Source organism: Kastovskya adunca (assembly GCF_059505785.1).
In genome coordinates this window covers 238184-253373 of record NZ_JCACLG010000032.1, presented here as the reverse complement: position 1 = coordinate 253373, position 15190 = coordinate 238184, and the positions used below count along the sequence as shown (strand labels likewise).

Here is a 15190-nt window from a genome sequence, read left to right as displayed (position 1 = left end):
AGGACATCATAATCAAGCAACTTTCGTCACCAGCGATAAGCTTATGTTATGTAAATGCATCAGACTCAGAGGAAGAATCATCGCCAGTAAAGCTGAGCTGTTGTTTGCCTAATCGCTAGTCCCACGCGATCGCGTTCAGGCTAAGCGGCTACTTAAAGAGTGAAATAATCCAAGCAGCAGTTATGCTCATCAACACGATAATCTCTAGAACCTTGAGGGGAAAAGACAGTTTCAACCACTCTTTAGCTAAAGTCGGTCGCAAACCATACCACCATTGAAGAATATTTTCTCGCCACAAAGCAGGACTATCTTTAGGGCGAAATTGGTAACTTAATATTGACAAGAGAAGGGGAACTCCTCCTACCTTGGCACTCATCAAGAGATGCAAGGCGATGCAGCCAACCATCACCACCCATGAAATGAGGTGAGCATAATACCAACTATGGTCAAGCTCTCCCTTAGGTAGCCACTTTTCATCCATCATCTTGCCGGAGAAAACGGCAAAAGTCAGTGCCAAGATAGCCAGGGTGTTAATGACTCGATGCAGCGTGTACCACCATATCGGTTTACCCAACTGTCCAAGTTTTCCCACAGAATCCTGCTGGATAAGTCTTTTTTGCCCACGATGGAAAGCGTATAGAGCAAATAGAGGGAATACAAGTAAGGCATATAGCCCAAAGGTGCCATGAATTCCTTCTATTTCCTTCAACTTAGGCAAGGGAATTCTTCCCCATCGTCCGTCGTAGACATCGTATGTCCAATAGGCGGTCAAAATCGCGGCAATTACGAAAAGACTAGTAAAGCCATGCAGAATACGAAGAAGAAGAGGTTGGTATGGCCCAGAGAGTTTTGCAGGCATATTCAGAAAGTTACCGAAATCTTCCCTACGTCTTTCATTTAATTTAATTGTCTCACTCTGCGATCGCCCTACGTAAAAAATCCATAACCTATCGATTTAGGTAGGAGTTGACGGATGCTTGACAGAGTTTGAGACAACGTGATCGCGATATTGGTGATCGTCTCATTATTACTGAGAGTACTGTGAAGTTCCATATAAAAATGTTCTCAGAAAGCTCAAAGCCCAAACTCGTTATCAGGCACTTCATCAAGGGAATATAAGTGATTGGATTCAGTAGTTTAGCGGTAAGGGTCAGTGGCGGCAAGTAACCTAGAACTCAGCACCGAGATTTCCCTTCTATTCGCTGCACCACAGTGTTAGCCTGCGGAACCACTCTAACTTTTAGGGTGTAAACTCAGAGTTTATACTTCACCAGAAGGACCACTAGTGTCTCCAGGAGGAATGATAAGTGGTACAGATTGATCGTAAAAAGCAATACCATTTTGCTTTAGTTGAGAAAACCAAGAATCTTTGGAGACATGATCATACCCAGTAGGCAGATATCCTTGAAGATTTGCCTCATATGAGAGTAGCCACTGATTACCATACAGTTCATCTTCGGTTAGAAACTGTTCCCATTTCTTTGTACTTAACCTGGCTGGAATTCTTCCTCTTTTCTGTGCATCCAGAGCCACAATAGCAACAATAGAATCTTCCATATCAGAAATTACCTGGGCTGCTTCTTTATGTATAGCTAACTTAAAGACGATTATTGACCATATTGCCCAAGCGACTTCGCTACTATGTCCAAGTGGGGCGTGCTGGAGGATTTGCAAATTCAGATTTTTCTCAAGAGAGTCTAGATCAATTGGATAATTCTTAACTTGTTTGCTTTGAAATATTGATAAAGCATCGCGTAAAGTGCTAGCTTCTATTGTCATTGATTGCAAGAGTAGGCTTTCGAGCAATGACCAATTATCGTGATGAAGTTCGTCGAAGTTTCCAATTCTTGCAATGGCATATTTAAGCACTGGCTCTTGAGGAATCTCTCTAGCAATTTGAAAAGCTCGATCAAAATAACGAATCAGATCTTGCATTTGAGCAAGCTTTTTATCGCTAAACTTATAATCAGATATTTCTAAGACCCAGATAGCATCTAAAGAGCATGGCAACTCAGTAATTCTAGTTTTGTTAGGATTAAGTGTCAGCTCAAAGTATGATAAGACTTGTTGAAGATAACTTAAAGCTGTTTCGGCTTCTGAGCGTGTTAAAAATATAAGTTCGTAATCATCGCTATAACGAAAACCTCTATAGGGATATGCACACAAGCTTGCAAGTCGTTTTTCCAATTCTATATCCGACGCACAAAGTATTAATTCAGCGATAACTAGCGAAGTATCAGGACCAATGGGGATTCCCATTGTTTGTCCATCCTGGCTATTGCGAACCAATTTATCAAGCTGATTTCCAAATAGAGAGAAATTGCTTCTTTGGTTTTTGGCAATTTCCTTTCCGTGTACAGCCCAAGGAATGCTGTGTGTGTAGATAGACTGATAGAACTGTGAAATATCTGTTTGTAAAGCATATCGACCAATTGCTCTGTTCTTAGCTCTTTCTTTAGGTAAATCAGAGAAATCAAGTAGAGGAGAAATTGAACGATTGCGTTTTGGATGTGGTGTATGAATAGGTTGACTTTTTGATAAATGAGATTTTTGGGTTATCAATTTTATGTCAGCCCAGTGACTTTCTATTATTTTAGTGGTTTCTAAAAAGAAAACTGGATTTGGTATGCTCAGTTTTCTTCTTAAAGATCCATACTTAACATGGCTATGTGAATACAGTTTTGAAGTGGCTTTGGAAGCTGACTGTAAAGATGGATTAGTTACAGCAAAGTTGGCGAGAGAGTCGGTTTTGAATGGTGGAGGAAGTTCTTTAGGAAAGTACCCTCTACTAATTAAATCTCTTCTATGCATTTATCTACTTCAAGTTAACTCACAAGACATAAATCAAAAATTCATCAATCTTCAATTATAGCTTTAGCATTTTATGGTTTGAATATATTTCACCGATAATCTAGAAGATCTGTCTCACCAACAGCTCTCAAGGTCACATAACGCTCAACTCCGACAGATAAGCTTCAGCCTCCCATCTCCACCGAGAAGCCAAGCAGGTTCATAATGACTCTCTCTGCGATCACACTATTCCAAAAATCCATGACCTATCAATTTAGATAGTAGTTAATGGCTGCTTGGCAGAGTTTTAGACAACGCGATCGCATTCATTCAGCAACTGTAGGGCGATTTCTAGAACTTCCTCTGCGAAGTGATATTTCCTAGAGAAGTCTTTGATGATTAAAACACTGGTCATCCTGACTAGATGAACTTACTTGTGGTTCGCTTAACTCTGAGTGTTGTTCAGAATTACTGGAGGCGACGATTTCTGGTTCTACACTCTTAGTAAGAACACAGCTATTTAATTTCCAGATTGGAATGAAAAATAACAGGCAGTAGCGAATCAACATTAACCTCCGGTCAAGTCAAGTTTATCAACCGTAATGTTGAAGCTGCTGCACTGTCAAAGGCGATCGCTGGTATGGCACAGAAGGAGGAGCGATCGCTTCCTAACTGATGAGGGTTTTTACGCTATGCTCAAGGTGATGCCATTATCAACATCATTCTAAGCATCAAGATAGCTATGAAAAATCAGACTGTCCGCACGACAATAACTCTACCTGCAAAACTGTTAGCTGCGGCTGACAAAGCAGTGAGCCAAGGAAAAGCTAAGAGTCGCAATGAGTTTGTAGCGCAGGCACTTCTACATGAGCTGGAAGCACTCAAACGGACAGAAATTGATGCAGCACTAGCTGAAATGGCACAAGACCCAGAGTATCAAGCTCAAGTGCTACAGATGGAGGCTGAGTTTGCCGTAGCCAGTTGGGAAGCCTTGCAATTGGGAGAATCCCCAGCATGAAGCGGGGAGAAGTTTATGATGCTCGACTTGAACCTGTCGAGGGTTCAGAACAAGGGGGAACCCGTCCAGTCATTATCGCTAGTCGAGATGCAATCAATGTCTATAGTCCTGTAGTTTTGGCTATTCCCTGCACTACTTATCAAACTGGTAAACGAGTTTATCCAACTCAGGCGCTAATTCAAGCTCCGGATGGTGGATTAACCAACAACTCTATCGCTATGGCAGATCAGGTACGGGTATTATCCAAAACTCGCTTATTGCGTTTACGAGGAATGCTAAGTGAAGAAGTAATGGATTTATTGAATCAAGCTTTGTTGATTGCTTTGGATTTACCAGGTCAAGTTTGAAAAACCTAACTAAAAATTCAAAACGCAAACTTTCTTAAACATCCGTCAGTACTTCTCCAAAGGCAAAATCAGGAGCGGCAAGTACCAGAAGGGTTGTGGGAAGATTGGCGGCGCGTGCTTGTAAGTTTTCGTAGTAATCGCTGAAGTTGTCTTTTGGTGTAGCGATGCCGAGGAAAATGAGATCGGCTTTCTCGGATGATTCATGAAGAATAGTATCAAAGGAACGTCCATCTGCCACTAAGATTTGGGAAGATGCCCCAATGCGTATCTGCTTGACGAGACCTTCAACATTTGCCCGTGCAGCTTGGGCAGCGGCTTCGTTAGGAACAACTAATTTCAGGCAAATCTCAGCGTTGCGCCAGTCAATATCGGAGCGTAGGAGATAGGCTAAAAGCAACATCAAGCCACCGTTGGCTTGCACACCACCACCCCACCAGACATCAATGCGTCGGCGCGAACCAAAACCCTTGGCGGTATTTTCCCGCAGGATCACTACGTTACGCTTGGCGCGGTGGAGCTGGTTGATCATCTGACAGTAGCGATCGCGCCGCGAGGATTCCTCACTATCTCCCAGCAAAATCGTATTCGGCACAAGGGGGCCAAGACCATAAGTTTCCACCAGTTGCTTTGCTCCCTCAAACGGATCGGGGGCAGTTACCAACCGCACCAACGCTTGCACACCTCGACGGTCGAGATAGTCGCGAATTGTTGCTTCAAGTTTGGCTTGCTGGGCAATATCTCGCGAACCGCTAGGGAGAACGCTAGACACCGTCACTAGTCCCCGATTGTGGGTCAGGGCATCGGCTAATTCAATCAACGACCAACGCTTTGTCGGTGACCCAGAAAGGACGAGGATATGAGGTCGCCAATTTTTCGTATCCGGCTGATGACCAATTTGAAATATGGCAGTCCGTATCAGCGTCAGCCACATACCGCGCCGGGTATCTCCCCAAGTGGCTCGCAGTTCCCGTTGTTGTAGCCAAAAGTAAATCCCTAGGATGATTACCGCCGCTGCTACTGTGGCAACAGCGTTGATCAAAAACATGACAGCGAGGCAGCCAATCGCCCCTAACAGGGATAACGACCAGTGAACGCGAAAGGAAGGACGGAAAGACGGACTTTGTAAAAAACCTTCAATGGCTGCTGAGAGGTTCAATACCAGATAGGTAGTAAGAAAGAACATCGTCAGCACGGGGGCGATCAAGTTTAATTCGCCAACGTAAACAGCCGCTGTCGCCACAACCAAAGTAACAGCCGTACCAATGCGAGGTTCGTCGTCTCGCCCACTCCCTGTACCCAAAAAGCTCAACCACTGGGGCAAAACTCCATCCCGCGCTAGTGCCTGTAAGACGCGAGGTGCCCCTAAAATACTACCAATGGCGCTACTAAGGGTTGCTCCCCAGACTCCTAGGAGAATTGCCGGCCCCCAAAATGCTATCCGCTGCATAATCAGGGGTTCTGCAATCAGCGTTGTTGCATCTGCTCTCATTGCTAGGATGACGGGCAAACCCATGTAGATGATATATCCTGTTCCTACAGCGGCTAGCGTCCCTTTAGGGATAGAGCGAATCGGGTCGCGCAAGTCACCCGACATATTTACCCCTGCCATAATGCCCGTCACGGCGGGGAAAAAGACGGCAAAGACAACCCAGAAAGGTTCGGAGAGGCGATCGGCTGCCCCCCACATCTCAATCTGTGTGTTTTCTATCGGCTGCCCAAGCAGTAGTGAAACTAAAGAGAGAACGATCGCTGCCATGATGATGTACTGGGCGCGAATCGCCAAGCTGGCAGAAGTCAGCGCTAGGATGGCAACAAATACAGTAGTAGCCAATGCTACATAAAGCTGGTTGAGGTTTCCAAAGACTGCAACAACACTTTCGGCAAAGCCAATGGTGTAGAGGGCAACGGAGAGGGCTTGGGCAAAGTAGAGGGGAATCCCCACCGCTCCTCCCGTTTCAATGCCGAGGGAGCGGCTAATCATGTAGTAGGCTCCACCCGTTCGTATAACCCTATCAGTAGCGATCGCGCTAATTGAAAGTGCTGTCAAAAAGGTGATCGAGGTGGCGAGAGTGACAATGATCAGCGTGCCAATCAAGCCAACATTACCAACCACCCACCCAAAGCGCAGATACATAATCACGCCGAGGATGGTCAGAAGCGACGGAGTATAAACTCCACCGAAGGTTCCTAGTCCTGAAGATTTGGCAGGAACGGTTTGCTCTGTAGACGGCGGCTGGCGTTGGAAAGGTGACTTCATGCTTCTAGAATACTGCCACAACAAGTAACCTGTTCTAGAAATAAGCGTAGTTCGCCTTTAACAGGAATCAGGCGATCGCCTCGAAGATACACCCGACGCTCTACATTCGTTCCTTAATTGGAGTGTAGGAGGCATCGCGACGACCACGGTAAATCTGAGTAGGACGGAAGATGCGATTTTCTCCCAACTGCTCTTTCCAGTGAGCCAGCCAACCCGCCACACGAGCGATCGCAAATACCGGAGTAAACAAGTCAGTCGGAATTCCCAGCTTCCGATACACCAGCCCTGAATAAAAGTCTACATTCGCATAAATACCTTTTTCGCCCAGTCGTTCTTCAACAACCCGTTCCATTTCAATGGCGATGTCATAGTACTGGTCACGACCAAACTTCTCAAATAGCTGTTCGGCAAGTTCTTGCAAAATCGTTGCTCGCGGGTCTTTCACCTTATAAACACGGTGACCAAAACCCATAATTTTCGATTTTTCCTCAAAACACCGATCTAGGTAAGGGCGAACGTTCTCCACCGAGCCAATTTCTTCCAGCATCGTGATCACTTCCTCGTTCGCTCCCCCATGCAAGGGCCCCGCAAGGGTTCCCACCGCCGACGCGACGACCGCATAGGGGTCAGTCAATGTCGAAGCCGTAACCATTGCGGAGAAGGTTGAAGCGTTAATCGTGTGTTCGGCGTGCAGCGTCAAACAAATATCGAAAATACGAGCCGCCAGCGGATCGGGTTCCCGCTCATTGAGCATATACAAAAAGTTAGCTGCATAGTCCAACTCATCATTCGGTTTAACCGCGTCGTTCCCCTTCCGCATCAGCTGAAACGCTGCCACCATCGTGGGAATTTTCGCCAGCAACCGTACCGCCGCTTCTCGGATATAAGCCGGGTTATCTAAGGCTCGTTTTGAGTAAAAAAGACCCAATGCCGCTGCTGAAGCTTGCAGAGCGTCCATGGGATGCCCGGTTTCGGGAAAACATTTCATCATGTCCCGAATGCGGTACTTAATCCGCCGATGATAGCGAATTTCGTTTTCAAATGTTTCTAGTTCTTCTTTGTTCGGCAGTTCGCCCCAAATCAAGAGATACGCAGTTTCTAAAAACGTACTTTTGACTGCGAGTTCTTCGATGCGAATGCCGCGATATTCCAGTATGCCTTGCTTACCATCAACGTAGCTGATACTGGATTGGGCAGCGGGAATACCTTCTAAACCTGGCTTGTACTCGCAGACGTTCATGTGGCTAACAACGTGACATTAAACCTTCTCAGGCTAACTTACCAGAAAGTACTGAAGAGTTGCCCCTTTTACCAAAATCATTTTCACAAGACGCCACACTGTCAGGGCATGGTGAAAAATGGTCAAGCTTTATGAAGGATGAAGGCAGAGTGCTGAGTCCTGAGTGCTGAGTAGGGGAGAAAGTGTGAAGTGTGAAGGATGAAGGATGAAGTATGAAGTATGAAGTATGAAGGGTAAGAGGTTCTCCCCTACTCCTCCGCACCCCTGCTCCCCTGCTCCTCCGCACCCCTGCTCCCCTGCTCCCTGCTCTAAATCAGCCATTTCGGTGAAGTGAGTAAGAACAACTCGCTCTTGGCGATAGGCATTCCTGAATCCGGTAGATGTAAGCCAATGACCCCGGCTTTTTTTAACTCTAGTTTTTCTTTGATCTGACCCCAGACTAAGGTTTCTGCCCAGTTTGCTAAGTTAGGTTGATGACCAACTAGAGCCAGACACTGTACTTTACTGGCATCCTGACGTCGTTGGGTTTCTAGCCAGCTAATCCAGTCTTGGATATTACCCTCAGGAGCCAAGGGGGGAAACTCTTGCATGTGGGAGCTGAGGTTAGCGGCTTTCAGGATAGCAGCGGTTTGACGCGATCGCACTAGCGGGGATGCCAAAATCATGTCGAAGCGCAATCCCATATCCCGCAGACGTTTGGCTACCTTGTCAGTTTTCTGACGCCCCTTATCAGTCAGGGGGCGGTCTTCATCACTAATACAGGCGTCTCGCTCCACAGCAATTCCGTGGCGAATTAGGTAAAGTTCCATGATCGAAGTTCTCAGCTTATGAGTTCTCAGTGTTGGGCGAGGAGGTGACATTTGGCAACTAGGCGGTCTCTCCCTTTTGCTCTCTACTTCCTCATGGGTTGTTAGTTACTCGCGATCGCCAAAACCTTTTTTCGCTAACAACTAACAGCCAAAAACTTCTCACAGTCCCTAATCTGTATGAATCACAGTATCTTCTGGGCTAATCAAACGCAGAAGTTTTTGCTTGAGTTGGATGTCAAACACTTCCCATTTCATCTTGGTATACTCAGCACTTTCATTAAAGCCGCCTAAGAAGCCCATGGGGATTTCAAAACCACCCGCCGTCATGCGCCCACCTCCAAAGAAGCGTCCGTGGCTATCTTGACCGAAAGCTTCTTTGATGAACTCGTCTGGATCAAGGGTGAGTTTATTAGTTCTCAAAGAGCCAATCACCACCTCTAAGTCTTCATCCTCGTCGTGTACAATCCCATAAACAACGGCTGTGTGAACATTCTCTTCAGTCACCAGAAAGTCAGCCGCTTGGGGGATAGCATCTCGGTCATCGTAGCGGAGGTAGCCGACACCAGCGATGGAGAAGTTGTTTTGGAGGAGGCGGTTTTTTAGCGATCGCTCAATTACATCCATCACACGTTTAGACCGTGCTGTCTGTAGCACCGCATTCAATAATTGGACATCGTAGAAGCGACTCAGATACGCCGCCGCCATAAAGTCTTCTTCCTGCGCCTGCATGAGTCGATTGGTATCCGAGCGCAGACCATGCATCAGAGCCGTCGCACACTTGATGTGGTCGCTGTCGTTACCGTCTAGCTTCAGTAACCCCCCCTGCAAGTACTGCGCCATCAGGGTGGCTGTGGAACCCGTCTGAGGTCGCAGGTCGATAAATTCCGCGTTTAAATCTTCCTGCATTTTGTGGTGGTCGATGATGACGGTAATCGGCAGACCCGCTTGCTTTATCCAAGGTAAGAGTTGGCTCGTGGTTCCCTGATTATCAATCAGAACACAACCTTGATAAGTAGACCAATCCCGGTCTTTTAAGGTCTGCACACCCCAGCGTTTTGCAGGTAAACCGGTCAACTTGACTAGGGCAACATTTTCCTGATGGCTCAGAGTACCCGCATACACGATATCTGTTTGGATATTGTGTTGTTGGGCAATCAGTTGGTACGCCCAAGCACTGGAGAGCGCATCAGGGTCTGGGAAATCCTGAATAACAATGAGTTGCCGTTCAGAGCGGTGCAGCTCTAAGATATTGCGTAGCTCCGAAACTTTCGGCTCTGAAGAGGCTTCTAACCACCGTTTCTGACGGGAGTTACTGCTGCTGGCTGTAGTAGATTCTTTCTCTTTAGATTCACGGAGCGTCGGCTCTGGAGGCGACGCGGTGAGTTTAGAATCTTGTTTAGGAGACTTGAGAGAATTCGATGACATGTTGGGTAAAAAAGTGCAAGATAATAGTAACTTCGCCAGTGCAGTCAGGGTGGCTGTTTTTTTGAAGCAGCTATGAATAATCTGGATCTATAATCAGTCCACTACTATCTTGACAAAATAACAGTAATCTAGGAAGCATTTAGCCGTTGTGTTTTACGATATCAATCTAAATGCGTAACTCCGAGTAGGGAAATGAGACAAGGCTGGCTCGGAAAACAGAACTGATGTCAAGTCGGCGTTTGGTTCAACCTGCGGACTCCCCTAAAAATGTCCCCCCGTCAGGAGCCGCGTTTTACCCAACAACCTCTTTTAGAGGAACTATAAAAAAACTGTGCTTTTTAGGTTAGACAGGGGTAATTAAAGACCAATTACATACTTTCGCCACTCTTGATGTAAACCACCTTTGACGTGTTTAGCCACTTCAAAATGGAGACTACTGTAGGGTCGGCGAGGTTGATGCCGCAATATCATGTTGGCTTCTTTAGGAGTTCGGTTGCCTTTCTTGACATTGCAACGGACACAAGCTGTGACAATGTTTTCCCAGGAATCACCTCCATGACGGGAACGGGGAATAACGTGGTCTAGGGTTAAGTCGTCCCCCGTGTAACCGCAGTATTGACAGGTATGACTATCTCGATGGAGGATATTACGGCGCGTTAGGGGAATTTCTTTATAGGGAACGCGGACATAGTAACGTAGCCGAATTACCGTTGGGAGTGGAAACTCCGAGTAAACGTATAAGCCGTTATGTTCAACTTGTTCGGCTTTACCTTTGATCAACAAAACAACCGCCCGTCGCCAGTTGGTGATGTTGAGCGGTTCGAAGGAGGCGTTTAACACCAGAACCTTGCTCATTGGATCGCAAGTGATATATAAAGATTTTTTCAGATGGTAGCACAGCTGAGTTTGATGCGGCTGAAATGAGCGATTTGGATGTTGAGGAAGCCAAGTCAATTTGCCAGCTAGTTATGTCTGCGGTTGGGTATTTGGGCAGTTGCGATCGCCACAATTATTCGCTTCCTGTCACTGTTGCTGCGGCTTTGTAATACCCGCCGTCATTAAGCCGTATTTAATTGGCAAGGGTTAGGCTGTGCGAGTTTCCTCTGCTATCACATTAATTTTGGGAAAGGAAATCTGTCTTTAGATATAAACACAAATCTAACTTGCTATAGCTGACAGAGTTTTTCCAAAAAACAATAGTTTAGAAACTCTATGGAAAGTATTTTGCACCAACTCGAAAACTGGCAGCGATCGCTTCCTAATGTTCTGGGTCTTTCAATCTTCTCTGAGCCAATCACTGACCCAGTTTTAGTATTTCTGGTCATCATGGCGATTATGCTGGTCGCCCCGCTAGTATTTCAGCGGTTAAGGCTACCTGGCATTGTCGGTTTGATTTTGGCAGGGGTAGTTGTCGGGCCTTCTGGACTCGGCGTTTTAGAACGAGACAGCACCATTGTTCTACTCGGAACAGTAGGACTGTTGTTTCTCATGTTCATGGCGGGACTAGAAACGAGTCTAGATGACCTGAAATACAACGGCGATAAAGCCGCCGTCTTTGGGTTAGCCACATTTGCCTTGCCCATGGCGATAGGAACTGCTGCCATGATGCTGCTAGGCTACAACCTCCTCGCCGCCGTCTTAGTAGCGTCTTGTTTTGCCTCCCACACCCTACTGGCGTTGCCCATCTTAAGCAAGTTAGGAATTATGCGATCGCAGGCGGTGACAGCCACCTTGGGGGCAACGTTAATTACTAATGTCTTAGCCCTACTCGTCCTGGCTGTTGTAGTGAAAGCGCACGAAGGCAGTCTCACCCTTGGCTTTTGGTTCACCCTGATTCCTTCCTTAATCGTGTATACCTTTGTAACGCTGTGGGGAGTTCCTAAAGTCGGGCGCTGGTTTTTTCGACGCTTCGGTCATGATGAGGGTGCAGAGTTTACCTTTGTTGTTGCCACATTATTTGTGGTGTCTTATGGCGCGGGGGTAATCGAAATTGAGCCGATCATTGGCGCATTTTTGGCAGGAATTGCGATTACACAACTGATTCCTCAACTCAGCCCCTTGATGAATCGGATTCAGTTTATTGGCAATACTTTGTTTGTGCCATTTTTTCTGATTTCGGTAGGGATGTTGATTGACCCGCTGATTTTACTGAGCGAACCGCGATCGCTTCTCGTTGCTGGCGTCATGATTGTTGCAGAAATCATTAGTAAGTACGCCGCAGCTTGGGGTTCAGGAAAACTGTTTAACTTTCAGTTTCCTAGCATCATGGTGATGTTTGGTCTTTCTATGGCGCAAGCCGCTTCTACCCTAGCCGCGATTACAGTGGCGTTTCGCATCGAATTAGTCGATCAAGCCACAGTCAATGGCATTATTGCCATGATTTTATTTACCTGTATTGCTTCACCTTGGATTACTGAACGTTGGGGACGGGATATTAAGTCAGAGGTGGCAAAGCCAGCCACGAGTGGGAAACAACAATCTGGTGAAAGCCTAGATAAAAGCCTACGCATCTTAGTTCCTGTTGCCAACCCCAACACAGAAGATAATCTCCTACAACTAGCACTGATTTTGGCGAAACAGTCAAACGGGACGCTGCTCCCCCTGCATGTTTTATCTGATAGAAATGGGGCGATTCCCCCAGAAGCAAAGACCCAGCAAGCCCAGCTTCTTGCCGCCGCCGAAACCGTTGCTCATGCGGCTGTCACCGCTGTTGAACCGATTGGACGCGTGGATAGCTCCATTGCTAAGGGGATTGTCCGAGTTGCCCAAGAGCGGAACGCTGATTTGATTGTTTGTGGCTGGAAGGGATACTCTACCTATCGAGACAACTTCTTTGGCAGTGTGATTGATAAGGTAACGCGACAAGCGACTGTTCCTGTCTTAATCTCCCGCTTTCCTCAACCGATTGAGAATACGAACCGAGTATTTTTAGCTTTCACAGAGACAGAAACGAAATCTGGTTCCTTTGGGCAAACGGTAACTCTTGCCCAAATCTTGGCGAATGAACTCAAGGCATCGCTGCAATTGTTGCAGGTAATGACCAATGCTAGAAGTACTCCCCTGAATGTTGAATCTGTGGGGTTAAAGTCAGATGTTCCCATTGAGCGGGTACGAGGCAATTTTGTCAATAAGGTGTCTAAGAGCCTGACCACGGATGATTTACTGATTTTAACGACTGGAACCCATCCTGATATACCGGGTTTTCCTGCCTTGGGTAGCGAACCAGAAGCGATCGCTCGCAGCCACACCGAGATTTCTATGATTGTTATCTACTTCCCTAACAAAGCTTTAGAGGCGAAAACCTCCTAAACTGAGGCTTCAGGTAAGGCGGTTTTAAAATCCGCTACAAGGCAAAAAAGATTACATGAGCGAACTTCCGAGAAGAACCATTTTAGAAATGTTAAACAATAGCCGATTAGTTCGCTACTTGCTCTTATTTGCTTTGGGTTGGGCAAGCCTACAAGTTTTAGCCTACTTTGAAACAGTAATTATCGTCTTTACCTCTGCCGCCATCCTAGCTTTTTTACTCAATTACCCTGTAGGCTGGCTGCGGCGTTTTTTACCTCGTAGCGCCGCCGTTATTATTGTTTTTCTTCTTAGTCTTTTAATTCTTGCTAGTCTGACCTTGACAATCGGGGTAGCAATTTTGTCTCAAGCACAACAACTACTTAGTCAAGATCCAGAATTGTTGGATTTTGTAATTGTTCAAATACAAAGGATAGAAAACATTTTAGGTCGCTGGAATTTGCAATTAGATTTAGGAGCGATAGAAGAGCAACTCCGGGAGCAAGCTTTATTAGGAATTGGGTTAGGATTAACTGCCATACAGCAGATACTAACAAACTTAGTAGATTTGATTTTGATTGCCGTTGTTGCTTTCTTTATGCTCCTAGATGGACAACGTCTTTGGAATTTGCTGCTAAGAATTTTTCCCAGACAATTTCGCGGCAAAATCACCGAAACGATCCAGCGTAACTTTTTAGGCTTTTTTTGGGGACGGCTGATTCTTTCAACATTTTTCGGGGTATCTACTTTTATCGTCTTTCTATTTTTGCAAGTTCCCTATCCCGTGATTTTAGCCGCAGTCGGAGGGGTTTTTGATTTAGTTCCGGGAATTGGAGCCACAATTGGAATTACTATTATTGCTTTTACTTTGCTACCTCAAGGAATTTGGTTAAGTATTCAAGTGTTAATTAGCTGTATTTTGTTACAGCAAGTCGAAGAAAACTTGTTGATGCCACGCATTATGCAAGACTCAATAAATCTTAATCCCGTGGTGATGTTTTTTGCTTTATTAGTCGGTGCAAAACTTGCGGGACTGTTTGGTATCTTTCTAGCGATTCCGATTGCTGGAGTTTTAATTAGTTTATTTGAAATTGATGAAATGCAGTCAGGAGAGGACGGTTGAAGAAAGTCCTGAGTCCTGAGTCCTGAGTCCTGAGTAGGGGAGAAAGTATGAAGTGTGAAGTATGAAGGATGAATTCGGTTATTGGTTCTTTTCCTCTCCCCTGCACCCCTGCACCCCTGCACCCCCGCTCCTCCTCTCCCCACATTCCCATTCCTTCATGTGCCATTTTCCCCTGACAGATGGTAAATTAGCGGCATTAGAAATGTAAAGTGCGACTCAATGCTGCCTGTCGCCCTTAAAACTTTGGGAACACTATCTTATTGGAGCCGTAAGCCATCGTGAGCCAGACTGAAACCCCAACCCCAAAAACGGTTCAAGCCGAAGTTTCTCGTCTGCGGGAAGAGTTACAGATGCGAGACCAGTTAGTCCAGCAGCTATCACAAGAACTATTCCGGCTAGTTAAGGGTAATGCTACCTTTATGCCCAAGGCGGAAGCGTCTGAACGTCATCTGACTGAGATGCGTGTCCTGCGCGAGCAACTGCAAGAGGTTGAGCAGCAGGTAACGTTTTATCAAGAGCAGATTGCTAGCCGCGATGGCGAGATTTATCAGTTGCGGCAGTCTGTTCAGGAGTTAAGCGATCGCTCGCGGATGCTAGAGCAAGTAGTTCAAGAGTTGCCCCAAATTTACCGTCAGAAGTTCGCCGAACGGATGGCACCTGTACGGGAAAAAGTAGCAATGCTGCAACGGGAAAACCGTCAACTCCATGCCGAACTGCAAAGCGTCAGCTATCGCCTCGCCGTCAGAAGCCGCAATGTGAGTCGTGTTGATTTGCCGAGTTTCGCTCGCCCCATGACAGGGCCAATCCCCACCTTTGGGCATGTCTAAAGTTGTTGTCGATACCGAAACTAGGGAAACAGACAAATTAATTTCGGCTTCATCGGCAACAAAGCGAAA

Annotated in this window: 13 protein-coding genes; 6 read left to right on the top strand and 7 right to left on the bottom strand. The window is 46.2% G+C overall.

The window, feature by feature from the left end:
• Positions 1 to 148 precede the first annotated feature (148 nt).
• Positions 149 to 859, bottom strand: coding sequence for a cytochrome b/b6 domain-containing protein (locus AC5JR3_RS12795; RefSeq protein ID WP_495846506.1), 711 nt, complete (start codon positions 857 to 859; stop codon positions 149 to 151).
• 401 nt (positions 860 to 1260) lie between these two features.
• The gene (locus AC5JR3_RS12790; protein ID WP_495846504.1) at positions 1261 to 2811 is read right to left on the bottom strand and encodes an RNA-directed DNA polymerase; all 1551 of its coding nucleotides are present in this window, start codon (positions 2809 to 2811) and stop codon (positions 1261 to 1263) included.
• Positions 2812 to 3532: 721 nt separating this feature from the next.
• Between AC5JR3_RS12790 and AC5JR3_RS12785 the strand changes: the two genes are divergently transcribed.
• Positions 3533 to 3808, top strand: a complete 276-nt coding sequence (locus AC5JR3_RS12785; protein WP_495846502.1) for a DUF8778 family protein — start codon at positions 3533 to 3535, stop codon at positions 3806 to 3808.
• Positions 3805 to 4155 carry a type II toxin-antitoxin system PemK/MazF family toxin gene (locus AC5JR3_RS12780; protein ID WP_495846500.1) on the top strand — a complete coding sequence of 117 codons (351 nt, stop codon included), beginning with the start codon at positions 3805 to 3807 and terminating at the stop codon, positions 4153 to 4155. The genes AC5JR3_RS12785 and AC5JR3_RS12780 overlap by 4 nt, the downstream gene beginning before the upstream one ends.
• Positions 4156 to 4189: 34 nt before the next feature.
• Here AC5JR3_RS12780 and AC5JR3_RS12775 read toward each other — a convergent pair whose 3' ends face one another.
• From AC5JR3_RS12775 to AC5JR3_RS12755, 5 genes are all read right to left on the bottom strand, one after another.
• Positions 4190 to 6412, bottom strand: a complete 2223-nt coding sequence (locus tag AC5JR3_RS12775) for an amino acid permease (protein WP_495846498.1) — start codon at positions 6410 to 6412, stop codon at positions 4190 to 4192.
• Positions 6413 to 6512: 100 nt separating this feature from the next.
• Positions 6513 to 7652 carry a citrate synthase gene (locus AC5JR3_RS12770; protein WP_495846496.1) on the bottom strand — a complete coding sequence of 380 codons (1140 nt, stop codon included), beginning with the start codon at positions 7650 to 7652 and terminating at the stop codon, positions 6513 to 6515.
• A gap of 308 nt (positions 7653 to 7960) precedes the next feature.
• Positions 7961 to 8461, bottom strand: a complete 501-nt coding sequence (gene sixA / locus AC5JR3_RS12765) for a phosphohistidine phosphatase SixA (protein WP_495846494.1) — start codon at positions 8459 to 8461, stop codon at positions 7961 to 7963.
• A gap of 168 nt (positions 8462 to 8629) precedes the next feature.
• Positions 8630 to 9886 carry a DHH family phosphoesterase gene (locus AC5JR3_RS12760; RefSeq protein WP_495846492.1) on the bottom strand — a complete coding sequence of 419 codons (1257 nt, stop codon included), beginning with the start codon at positions 9884 to 9886 and terminating at the stop codon, positions 8630 to 8632.
• A gap of 357 nt (positions 9887 to 10243) precedes the next feature.
• On the bottom strand, positions 10244 to 10741 hold the full coding sequence (locus tag AC5JR3_RS12755) for an HNH endonuclease (RefSeq protein WP_495846490.1): 498 nt from the start codon (positions 10739 to 10741) through the stop codon (positions 10244 to 10246).
• Between the two features lie 65 nt (positions 10742 to 10806).
• Between AC5JR3_RS12755 and AC5JR3_RS12750 the strand changes: the two genes are divergently transcribed.
• The 4 genes from AC5JR3_RS12750 to AC5JR3_RS12735 all read left to right on the top strand — a co-directional run bounded on the left by AC5JR3_RS12750 (position 10807) and on the right by AC5JR3_RS12735 (position 15121).
• On the top strand, positions 10807 to 10932 hold the full coding sequence (locus AC5JR3_RS12750) for a hypothetical protein (RefSeq protein ID WP_495846488.1): 126 nt from the start codon (positions 10807 to 10809) through the stop codon (positions 10930 to 10932).
• A gap of 166 nt (positions 10933 to 11098) precedes the next feature.
• A complete protein-coding gene (locus tag AC5JR3_RS12745; protein WP_495846486.1) occupies positions 11099 to 13195 on the top strand; it encodes a cation:proton antiporter domain-containing protein in 2097 nt (698 codons plus the stop codon).
• A gap of 55 nt (positions 13196 to 13250) precedes the next feature.
• Positions 13251 to 14294, top strand: coding sequence for an AI-2E family transporter (locus tag AC5JR3_RS12740; protein ID WP_495846484.1), 1044 nt, complete (start codon positions 13251 to 13253; stop codon positions 14292 to 14294).
• Between the two features lie 278 nt (positions 14295 to 14572).
• Positions 14573 to 15121, top strand: coding sequence for an Npun_F5560 family protein (locus tag AC5JR3_RS12735; protein WP_495846482.1), 549 nt, complete (start codon positions 14573 to 14575; stop codon positions 15119 to 15121).
• The last annotated feature ends 69 nt before the right edge of the window (positions 15122 to 15190 follow it).

Coding starts and splice junctions, on each gene's coding strand:
- AC5JR3_RS12755 (WP_495846490.1), bottom strand. CDS start 10,741: ATGAGCAAGGTTCTGGTGTTAAACGCCTCCTTCGAACCGCTCAACATC.
- AC5JR3_RS12770 (WP_495846496.1), bottom strand. CDS start 7,652: ATGAACGTCTGCGAGTACAAGCCAGGTTTAGAAGGTATTCCCGCTGCC.
- AC5JR3_RS12795 (WP_495846506.1), bottom strand. CDS start 859: ATGCCTGCAAAACTCTCTGGGCCATACCAACCTCTTCTTCTTCGTATT.
- sixA (WP_495846494.1), bottom strand. CDS start 8,461: ATGGAACTTTACCTAATTCGCCACGGAATTGCTGTGGAGCGAGACGCC.
- AC5JR3_RS12750 (WP_495846488.1), top strand. CDS start 10,807: ATGAGCGATTTGGATGTTGAGGAAGCCAAGTCAATTTGCCAGCTAGTT.
- AC5JR3_RS12780 (WP_495846500.1), top strand. CDS start 3,805: ATGAAGCGGGGAGAAGTTTATGATGCTCGACTTGAACCTGTCGAGGGT.
- AC5JR3_RS12785 (WP_495846502.1), top strand. CDS start 3,533: ATGAAAAATCAGACTGTCCGCACGACAATAACTCTACCTGCAAAACTG.
- AC5JR3_RS12760 (WP_495846492.1), bottom strand. CDS start 9,886: ATGTCATCGAATTCTCTCAAGTCTCCTAAACAAGATTCTAAACTCACC.
- AC5JR3_RS12745 (WP_495846486.1), top strand. CDS start 11,099: ATGGAAAGTATTTTGCACCAACTCGAAAACTGGCAGCGATCGCTTCCT.
- AC5JR3_RS12790 (WP_495846504.1), bottom strand. CDS start 2,811: ATGCATAGAAGAGATTTAATTAGTAGAGGGTACTTTCCTAAAGAACTT.
- AC5JR3_RS12775 (WP_495846498.1), bottom strand. CDS start 6,412: ATGAAGTCACCTTTCCAACGCCAGCCGCCGTCTACAGAGCAAACCGTT.
- AC5JR3_RS12740 (WP_495846484.1), top strand. CDS start 13,251: ATGAGCGAACTTCCGAGAAGAACCATTTTAGAAATGTTAAACAATAGC.